This is a genomic window from Hydrogenophaga sp. (assembly GCF_026125825.1).
Taxonomy (GTDB): Bacteria; Pseudomonadota; Gammaproteobacteria; order Burkholderiales; family Burkholderiaceae_C; genus Hydrogenophaga.
The window spans coordinates 1-8,910 of sequence record NZ_JAHCKK010000129.1; the positions used below are offsets into that span (position 1 = coordinate 1).

The following is an 8,910-nucleotide window of genomic DNA, read 5'->3' on the forward strand; positions in this document are numbered from 1 at the left end:
CTTGCGGGTGTATGGCTTCGGTGCGCGGCAGACGCCACGGGCGTTCGTGGCGGCCTGCAGCAGTTTCATTTACACGGAGTCGATCACGGCGCAATGAACCCTGTGCGCGCCAGCGCCGGGGGCGGTGAGGCCTACGCCCGCCGCGCGGCGAGCACGGTGGCCGTCTTGCGCACCGGGCTGGAGAGCACCAGCGAGGTGGTGACGCCGCCGTGCACCGCGAGTGCGTCGACCACGCGCTCCAGGTCCTTCGGCTCGGCGATGGCGCAGCGCACGATGAAGCAGTCTTCCCCGGTCACGCGGTCCGCTTCCAGCACTTCCGGCATGTCCTCAAACAGTTGCACGTATGGGGCGATGCCGGCGTGCGTGGTCTGGATGCGAATGAGGGCCTGCAGCCCGATGCCGATGGCGCGCAGGTTGACGCGCGCGCTGTAGCCCTCGATCACGCCGGCGTCTTCGAGCTTGCGCACGCGCTCGCTCATCGCGGGTTGCGACAGGCCGATGCGTTTGCCGATGGCGGCCAGGCTTTGCCGCGCGTCGCGCTGCAGGGCTTCGAGGATGAGGAGGTCTTTCTTGTCCAGCTTCATGGGGGTGTTTCGCGTGGCGATGATTCATCGGTTTGGCGGCGCCGATTCCGATGTTTCGCGCTTGGAGGCAGGCCTGCGATTGTCTAGCATGGGCCCAGCGGCTTCGCACGGTGCGACGGCCATTGACGCAAGGACTGGTACATGGAACTGATCGGTATGCTCGACTCGCCTTATGTGAGGCGTGTGGCGGTCTCCCTTCAACTGCTCGGGCTGCCTTATGGGCATCGGCCGATTTCGGTGTTTCGCGGCTTCGACGAGTTCCGCTTGATCAACCCGGTGGTGAAGGCGCCCACGCTGGTGTGCGCCGATGGTCAGACGCTGATGGATTCCACGCTGATCATTGACCACGTCGAGTCGGTGGCGGGGCGCAGCCTGTTGCCGGCGGGCGGGCCGCAGCGGCAGCGCGCGCTGCGCATGGTCGGGCTGGGGCTGGCGGCTTGCGAAAAGGCGGTGCAGATCGTCTACGAGCGAAATCTGCGCCCCGCCGAGAAGCTGCACGAGCCCTGGATGCTTCGCGTGAAAGGGCAACTGGTGGCGGCCTTCGCGCAGATCGAGGCGGAGCTGGCGGCTCAGCCCCTGCCGGTGGAGGCGGCTTCCATGGACCAGGCGGGGGTCACGGTGGCCGTGGCATGGCGTTTTGCGCACGAGATGGTGCCTGGTGAAGTGGATGCCCAGGCCTACCCGGCCACGGCCCGCCATTCGCGGCAGGCGGAAGGGCTGGATGCCTTCCGCGCGGCGCCTTTCGCCTGAGGCGCGGCGGGGTTGTCTCAGTTTTTGCGGCCGAGCTTGCGGTAGACAGTGGCGCGGCTGATGCCCAGCGCGCGGGCGGCTTCCTTGACGTTGCCGCGCGCGTCGTCCACGGCCTTTCGGATCATGGCGGTTTCCACGTCCTTGAGGGGCAGGCCGTGGTTGGCGCCGTGCAGGGGGCCGCGTTCACCGCCGGGGTTGAGCTGGGCCAGCACGCTCAGGCGCAGGCCCGACCACAGCGGCACTTCCAGCGGGCCGCGCTGGTGTCGAGCGGCGTCGAACAGGGTTTCCACGGGCACGGCGAAGAGCTCGCTGCAGTGGCCGGGTGCGAGGCCCGAGACGACGCCCAGCATGTCGGCCGCCGGCCGGTTGAGTGCGGTGATCTGGCCGTCGGCATCCACGCAGACCAGGCCATCGCTGGCGTCGCCGGGCATGCGGCCGGGCCAGCTCAGGCACAGCAGCAGGCGGTGCGGCTGGCCGAGGGTGAGGGCGTTTTCGATGCTGCGCGCTGATTGGGTGACGAGGTGTTTGAGCGCGGGCTGTTCGAGCACGTTCACGCCGGTGAGGTCCAGCATGCCCACGCACTGGCCATGGGGCCCCCAGATCGGGGCGCCGGCGCAGCTGTAGATGCTGGTGTCGTCGAAGAAGTGTTCGCCCCGGTGCAGCCACACCGGCTGGAGGTCGGCCAGGGTGGTGCCGATGGCGGTGGTGCCCACGGCGCGCTCGGAGAGGTCCACGCCGATGCGCGCGATGCTGGCGGCGTGGGGGTCGTGGCGGTCCACCGGTCCGTTGACGTCGATGACCAGGCCGCGCGCGTCGGTGAGGATGGCGAAGTAGCGCGTGTGCGCCATGGCGCGCGAGAGCGACTGGATCACCGGCGCGGCGGCGCGCAGCAGGGGCTGGTTGGCTTCGATGGCGCGCTGGGCCGCGCCGCTGGTGACGGTGTCGAAGGTGATGTGCTGGCGCGGTTCGAGCCCGATGTCCAGGCAGCGCCGCCAGGAGCGTTCGACCCAGGGTGCCAGCAGGGGCGGGCTCAGCGGGGCGCGCGATTCAAGCACTGCCTTGCGCGCCTGCTCGATCAGGGCCAGGCGCTGCTGCTGGGGCATCGAAGGCGGGGACTGTGGGGTCACGATCGGCAGGAGGTTGGCTGGGCGGGGGCCGGGCTGCGGACAGGTCTTTGCCATTAGAGCAGCGTTTGGCCGCCCGTGCATCCCCGCCAGGGACCGGGTTAACCCGGCCAGCGCCAGCTCCAGCGGGTCTCGCGCACCAGCACCTCCAGGTCGGCCGGGGTGTCGAGGTCGCGGGTGTAGTGGGGGTTGTCCACCGCCCACAGGCGCACGGCCTCGGGGTGGGCGGCGCGCCACTGGCGCAGGCTGGGCTGCAGGGGCTCGGTGAGCGCGTCGCGCACGCGCGTGTCGAAGATGACCGGGTGGCCGGGCTGGCCGCGCACCATGGGCACCTGCACGTGGATGCCGGGGCCGCGCGCGGCGAAGGCGTCCAGCGCCTGCTGCACGTCCTGGCTGTCGATGAGCGGCTGGTCGGCCAGCAGCACGACGACCTGCCTGACGTCGTGCGCCAGCGCCCGCAGGCCCGCGCGCAGGGATGAGGCGGTGTCGTCTTCCGGCCGGGGGTTGATGACGCACAGCGGCGCGAGGCCGTCCGGCAGCCGGGCCACGTGGGCCTGGATGTCGTGTGCGTGGTGGCCCAGCACGAGCACGAGGTCGTGCCGCGCCGGGCCGCGCAGCGGTTGCAGGTGCGTGAGCAGCCGCTCGAGCAGGGTGCGCCCGTCCAGCTCCAGCAGGCACTTGGCGACTCCGCCCATGCGCCGGCCGGCGCCGGCGGCGAGGATGACGAAGCCGGTTTTCACGGTGAGACGAAGCAGGTGGGGGCGCTGGCCTCGGCGGCCGAGAGCGTGTTCTTGGCGTTGGCCACCTCCATGTCGCGCGGCAGGGGCACGCCGTTTTTCACGGCGAGCACTTCGGCCATCACGCTCACGGCGATCTCGGCCGGCGTCTTGCTGCCGATGTAGATGCCGATCGGCCCGCGCAGGCGCGACAGGCTCTCGGGTGTCTGGCCGAAGTGTTCGATCATGCGGGCGTGGCGCGCTTCGTTGTTGCGGCGCGAGCCGATCGCACCCACGTAGAAGGCCTCGGTCTCCAGCGCTTCGAGCAGGGCGAGGTCGTCGAGCTTGGGGTCGTGCGTGAGGGCGATCACGCAGGTGCGGCGGTCGACGCGGAACTCGCGCACCACGTCGTCGGGCATCTCGGTGACGATGGTCACGCCGGGCACGGCCCAGGCGCTGCGGTATTCCTCGCGCGGGTCGCACACGGTGACGGCGAAGCCGTTGAACAGCGCCATGGTGGCGAGGTATTCGGTGAGCTGGCCCGCGCCGATCAGCAGCATGCGGTACTCGGGGCCGAAGGTGTTGCTCAGCCACCCGTTTTCGTCGGCCAGCGCCGCGGGAGTGGCGGCTGCGCGCAGTTCCACGCGGCCGGTGGCCAGCTCGGTGCGGCGCTCGACGAGGTGGCCGGCGGTGAGGGTCTGCACGAGTTCGGCCAGGGAGCCGGCATCGGGGTTGAATTCGAGCACCAGCTCCAGCGTGCCGCCGCAGGGCAGGCCGAAGCGGTGGGCTTCGTCGGCGCTCACGCCGTACTTCACGCGCTCGGGCGGCCCGCTGGGGATCTCGTGGGTGATGCCGGGCGGAGCGCTGCTGCCTTGCACCGCGCCGTGGGCGCGGCTGTAGCGGTAGATCAGGTCGTCTTCGATGCAGCCGCCGGAGACGGAGCCGACCACGGCGCCGGTTTCGCACAGGGCCATGACCGAGCCGACCGGGCGTGGCGAGGAGCCCCAGGTGCGAACCACGGTGGCGAGCAGGGCGCGCCGGCCTTCGTTGCGCCAGCCCAGCAGGGTGCGCAGGACGGTGACATCCAGGTTTTCCAAAGTTACCCCTTTGTGGCGAGGTAGATCGCCGCGGCCACGGCGATGGCGATGGCGGCCCAGGCCCAGGTGGGCATGCCACCGCTGGCCTGGGGTGCGGGCGGGGTGGCGCTGGCCGGCACGGCGGCAGCACCGGGGTAGCGGGCCCGCAGCGCCTCGTCGAAGCGGCGGAAGAAGTCTTCGGCGAGCGACTTGGCCGCGCCGTCGATCAGGCGCTGGCCGAGTTGGGCGATCTTGCCGCCCACGGTGGAGTGCACGGTGTAGCTGAGTTCGCAGCCGGAGGCGGCGGGCGCGAGCTGCACGGCGGCTTCGCCCTTGCCGAAACCGGCCACGCCGCCCTGGGCGTCGAAGCCGATCTTGTACGAGCTGGGCGGCACGATGTCCGAGAGCGTCACGCGCCCGCTGAAGCGCGCGGCGACGGGGCCGATCTTGATGGCGGTGGTGACGGCGTAGGTGTTGGGTTCGGTGAGCTCGAATTTCTCGCAGCCCGGTATGCAGGCTTTGAGCATCTCCGGGTCGTTGAGGGCCTCCCAGGCCTGTTGCTGCGTGACGGCGAGCGTCCGGCTTCCTTGCATGTCCACGATGGGTTCTCCTGTCAGGTCGGAATGATGAATGAAACGGATGGGTTCAGCCGCGCTGCATCAGCGCGGCCATGGACCGCGCGAGGTCTTCGAGGCGGCTGAGGTTGTGCACGGCGAGCATGCCATGGGCGTGGCGGTGCAGCACGCTGGCGCCGGTGGCCAGGGGGGCGTAGCCGTCGTAGCGCAGCAGGGGGTTGAGCCAGAGCAGGCGGCGGCTGTGGCGGCCCAGCCAGGTGAGTTCCTGGTCGAGCAGCTCGGGCGCGCCGGTGTCCAGGCCGTCGGTGATGAGCAGCACCACGGTGCGCCGGCCCACGAGGCAGCGTGGGTAACGGGTGCGCAGGCTGGCGAGGGAGGCGCCCAGGCGGGTGCCGCCGGCGAAGTCGTCGATGGCGGCGTTGGCCATGTCGAGCATCTGGTCGGTGTCGCGGTGGCGGAAGGCGGCGCGCAGGTCGGTGAGTTCGGTGCCGAAGGCGAAGGCCGCGCGCGGGGTGCCGCGGGTGGCCTGGTGCAGGAAGGCCAGCAGCAGGCGCGCGTAGCGTTCCATGGAGCCAGAGATGTCGACCAGGATGAGCAGGGGCAGGGGCTGGGGCCGGCGCTGCATCAGGGGCAGTTGCAGGAGTTCTCCGTCGTGCCGGCGAGCCTGTTGCAGGGCGCGGGGCCAGTGGGGGCGGTGGCCGCGTGTGCCGGCGTGTTCGCGGCGCGAGCGCACGGGGGGCAGGGGCAGGGGGATGTCGCGCACGAGTTGTTCGACGAGGCGGAATTCGCTGGCGGAGAGGCCGGCGAAGTCGGCGTGGCGCAGGCGCTGCTGGTCGCTGGCGGTCATGGCGGCGTCCAGCTTGAGTTCGGTTTCGCCTTGGTTGGGGGTGCGGGCTTTGAGGCCGGCGACGCTGAGGGCTTCCTGCACGCGGGCTTTGCGCCGCACGGGGTGGGCTTTGGCGGCTTTGGGGAGCATCTGCGCAAGGAGTTGCTGGGCGAGTTCGGGGTTGCGGAAGAAGGCGTCGAACATTTCGCCGAAGACGCCGATGTCCTGCTGGCGGCTGACCATCACGGCTTCGAGGGCGGCGCGCAGGTCGTCTCTGCGTTCCAGGCCCACGGCTTGGGCAGCGGTGATGGCGAGCACGACGCGGCTGCTGTCCACGGGCACGCCGGCTCGGCGCAGGGCCCTGCCGAAGGCGGTGATGTGGTCGGGGAGTTTCCCGCTTCTGGCGTCACCCAGGATCATTCTTTTGCTGCCTGCTTTTTCGTGCGTTGAACCTCGCGCTGCCGGATGGTGGCGCGCAAAGGGTGGTGTGCCCAGGTGCTGCTGGGGTCGCTGGGGCGGGGGGCCGGGCGCAGGCGCCGATTCGCGGTTGCCACAGAGCGAGCGTCCAGACCACGGTGTTGACGCAATGGTCTCTCGTGCGCCCGGGCAGACGCCCGCGAGCAGCGCCGGAGAACGGCCCCCCGCCCCAGCGGCCCGGAGGCAACCCACGAAAGCAAGGTTTTCAACACCACATCACACAGGCTCAGGCGCCAACAGCTGATCCAACATCGGCAACAAGGCAGCCACATCTTCCCGCTGCTTGAACAGGATGCCCGCCGTGTCCTGAATCACCTCGGGGTCCAGCGTCAGCGTGTCCAGCGCCACCAGGGCCTTGGCCCATTCCACGCTCTCGGCGATGCCAGGGCTGCGCTGGAAGGCGTTGGCAAACGGCTGGTTGCGCAGGCGGGAGACGAACCGCGTCACCTGCTCCGTCAGCGCCGCACTCGCCTCAGGCACCTGGCTCTTCACGATGGCGAGTTCGCGCTCGCGATCAGGGTAGTCCAGCCACTGGTACAGACAACGGCGCTTGACCGCATCGTTGAGGTCGCGCGTGCGGTTGCTGGTGAGGATGGTCAGCGGTGCGGCCACGGCCTTGATGGTGCCAAGCTCGGGAATGCTCACCTGATACTCGCCCAGGTACTCCAGCAGAAAAGCCTCGAACGGCTCGTCGGCGCGGTCCACCTCGTCGATGAGCAACACCGCGCCTGGCTCGGGGGTCTGCAAGGCCTGCAGCAGCGGGCGGCGGATCAGGTAGCGCGCCTGGTACACCTCACGCTCGATCTCGTCGGGCGTGGACGTGGCCTGCGCCGCGCGCATGTGCAGCAGCTGCGCCGTGTGGTTCCACTCATAGAGCGCCTCGCGCTGCTCCATGCCGTCGTAACACTGCAGGCGCAGCAAGGGGCGCCCCAGCACCTTTGCCAGCGCCTTGGCCAGCTCGGTCTTGCCCACGCCGGGCTCGCCTTCGAGCAGCAGCGGGCGCTGCAGGCGCATGGCCAGAAAGACGGCGGTGGCCAGCCGCCGGGGAGCGTGGTAGCCCACGCCCTGCAGGGCGTGGGTGAGGCCGTCGATGGTGCCGGTGTCGTCGGGCACCCGGCTCATCCGTTGGCGTGACGCACCGCCACCTGGGTCTGCACCGTCACCAGGTGCGCCCGGTAGGCCGCGCTGGCGTGCAGGTCACCGCTGATGTCGCTGGCGTCGATCTTCACGTCTTTCACGGCTTCGGGCGTGAAACTCTTGGCGAGCGCCGCCTCCAGGCCCGCGTGGCGGAACACGCCGTTGCCGGTGCCGGTGATGGCCACGCGCGGGCCCGAGGGCGTGAGCGCCACGAACACGCCCACCAGCGCAAAGCGCGAGGCAGGCTGGCGGAACTTGGCGTAGGCCGCCTTGGTGGGGATGGGGAAACGGATCGCGGTGATGATCTCGCCGGGCTCCAGCGCCGTGGTGTACAGGCCCTGGAAGAAGTCGTCGGCGGCGATCTGGCGCCGGTCGGTCACCACCGTGGCACCCAGGCCCAGCACGGCGCTGGGGTAGCAGGCGGCCGGGTCGTTGTTGGCCACCGAGCCACCGAGCGTGCCGCGCGCACGCACCTGCCGGTCGCCAATGCCTTCGGCCAGCGCGGCCAGCCCGGGGATGTGCTTGCGCACGTCGGCGTTGTCGGCCACGTCCTGGTGGCAGGTCATGGCGCCGATGACCACGGTCTGGCCTTCGACCTTGACGCCGCGCAGTTCGGCCACGCCGCCCAGGTCCACCAGTTGTTCCGGGCGCAGCAGGCGCTGTTTCATGGAGGCGATCAGCGTCTGGCCACCGGCCAGGGGTTGCGCGCCCGCGCCGCTGAAGCGCTTGGCGTCGGCCAGGGTCTTGGGTTGTTCGAGTGTGAATGCGTACATGGTGTGTCTCCTCCGGTTCAGGCTTTGGCGGCCTGGATGGCCGTCCAGACGCGGCCGGGGCTCGCGGGCATGTCCAGGTCTTTCACGCCCAGGGGCGCGAGCGCGTCCAGCACGGCGTTGATCACCGCCGGGGGCGAGCCGATGGCACCGGCCTCGCCGCAGCCTTTGGTGCCCAGCGGGTTGGTGGTGCAGGGCGTGGTCACGTGGCCCAGCCGGAAGTCCGGCACGTCGTCGGCGCGCGGCATGGCGTAGTCCATGAACGAGCCGGTGACCAGCTGGCCGGTCTCGCGGTCGTACACGCAGTGCTCCAGCAGCGCCTGGCCGATGCCTTGCACCAGGCCGCCGTGCACCTGGCCTTCCACGATCATGGGGTTGATGATGGTGCCGAAGTCGTCCACCGCGGTGAAGCGGTCGATGCGCACCACGCCGGTGTTGGGGTCCACCTCCACTTCGCAGATGTGCGTGCCGGCCGGGAAGGTGAAGTTGGTCGGGTCGTAGAACGCGGTCTCGTTCAGGCCCGGCTCCAGCTTGTCCAGCGGGTAGTTGTGCGGCACGTAGGCGGTGAGCGAGACGCTGCCCCACGGCACCTTCTTGTCGGTGCCCGCGACCTTGAACTCGCCGTTCTCGAACTCGATGTCGGTGTCCGCCGCCTCGAGCAGATGCGCCGCGATCTTCTTGCCCTTGGCAATCACCTTGTCGACCGCCTTCACGATCGCCGTGCCGCCGACGGAGAGCGAGCGGCTGCCGTAGGTGCCCATGCCGAAGGGGATTTTCGCCGTGTCGCCATGGACGATATCGACCTGGGAGAAGGGCACGCCGAGCTGGCTGGTGACGAGCTGGGCGAGCGTGGTCTCGTGGCCCTGGCCGTGGCT

The 8,910-nt window shown here is 70.0% G+C and carries 10 protein-coding genes; 1 reads left to right on the top strand and 9 read right to left on the bottom strand.

Annotation, left to right across the window (positions count from 1 at the left end; genetic code table 11):
* Nucleotides 1–131 precede the first annotated feature (131 nt).
* Complete coding sequence (locus KIT86_RS22970) at nt 132–584, bottom strand: Lrp/AsnC family transcriptional regulator (RefSeq protein WP_297402719.1); 453 nt, start codon at nt 582–584, stop codon at nt 132–134.
* Nucleotides 585–725: 141 nt separating this feature from the next.
* Here KIT86_RS22970 and KIT86_RS22975 point away from each other — a divergent pair, with 141 nt between their 5' ends.
* Complete coding sequence (locus KIT86_RS22975) at nt 726–1,334, top strand: glutathione S-transferase (RefSeq protein WP_297402721.1); 609 nt, start codon at nt 726–728, stop codon at nt 1,332–1,334.
* Between the two features lie 17 nt (nt 1,335–1,351).
* Here the strand turns inward: KIT86_RS22975 and KIT86_RS22980 are convergent, their stop codons facing one another.
* The 8 genes from KIT86_RS22980 to KIT86_RS23015 all read right to left on the bottom strand — a co-directional run.
* Entirely contained in the window at nt 1,352–2,461 is a 1,110-nt protein-coding gene (locus KIT86_RS22980) for a helix-turn-helix domain-containing protein (RefSeq protein ID WP_367185462.1), read from the bottom strand.
* Nucleotides 2,462–2,559: 98 nt separating this feature from the next.
* Nucleotides 2,560–3,198: a nucleotidyltransferase family protein gene (locus tag KIT86_RS22985; RefSeq protein ID WP_297402722.1), complete on the bottom strand. Its 639-nt coding sequence runs from the start codon at nt 3,196–3,198 to the stop codon at nt 2,560–2,562.
* Nucleotides 3,195–4,271, bottom strand: a complete 1,077-nt coding sequence (locus KIT86_RS22990; RefSeq protein WP_297402725.1) for an XdhC family protein — start codon at nt 4,269–4,271, stop codon at nt 3,195–3,197. Before KIT86_RS22990 ends, KIT86_RS22985 begins: the two co-directional genes overlap by 4 nt.
* A 2-nt stretch (nt 4,272–4,273) precedes the next feature.
* The gene (locus KIT86_RS22995; RefSeq protein WP_297402727.1) at nt 4,274–4,849 is read right to left on the bottom strand and encodes a CoxG family protein; all 576 of its coding nucleotides are present in this window, start codon (nt 4,847–4,849) and stop codon (nt 4,274–4,276) included.
* 46 nt (nt 4,850–4,895) lie between these two features.
* Nucleotides 4,896–6,071, bottom strand: a complete 1,176-nt coding sequence (locus tag KIT86_RS23000; protein ID WP_297402729.1) for a VWA domain-containing protein — start codon at nt 6,069–6,071, stop codon at nt 4,896–4,898.
* Nucleotides 6,072–6,344: 273 nt separating this feature from the next.
* Nucleotides 6,345–7,250, bottom strand: coding sequence for a MoxR family ATPase (locus KIT86_RS23005; protein WP_297402731.1), 906 nt, complete (start codon nt 7,248–7,250; stop codon nt 6,345–6,347).
* Entirely contained in the window at nt 7,247–8,038 is a 792-nt protein-coding gene (locus tag KIT86_RS23010) for a xanthine dehydrogenase family protein subunit M (protein ID WP_297402733.1), read from the bottom strand. Before KIT86_RS23010 ends, KIT86_RS23005 begins: the two co-directional genes overlap by 4 nt.
* Nucleotides 8,039–8,055: 17 nt before the next feature.
* On the bottom strand, nt 8,056–8,910 hold an 855-nt coding region (locus KIT86_RS23015; RefSeq protein WP_297402735.1), incomplete at its 5' end, for a molybdopterin cofactor-binding domain-containing protein.

Coding starts and splice junctions, on each gene's coding strand:
- KIT86_RS22970 (WP_297402719.1), bottom strand. CDS start 584: ATGAAGCTGGACAAGAAAGACCTCCTCATCCTCGAAGCCCTGCAGCGC.
- KIT86_RS22975 (WP_297402721.1), top strand. CDS start 726: ATGGAACTGATCGGTATGCTCGACTCGCCTTATGTGAGGCGTGTGGCG.
- KIT86_RS23000 (WP_297402729.1), bottom strand. CDS start 6,071: ATGATCCTGGGTGACGCCAGAAGCGGGAAACTCCCCGACCACATCACC.
- KIT86_RS23005 (WP_297402731.1), bottom strand. CDS start 7,250: ATGAGCCGGGTGCCCGACGACACCGGCACCATCGACGGCCTCACCCAC.
- KIT86_RS23010 (WP_297402733.1), bottom strand. CDS start 8,038: ATGTACGCATTCACACTCGAACAACCCAAGACCCTGGCCGACGCCAAG.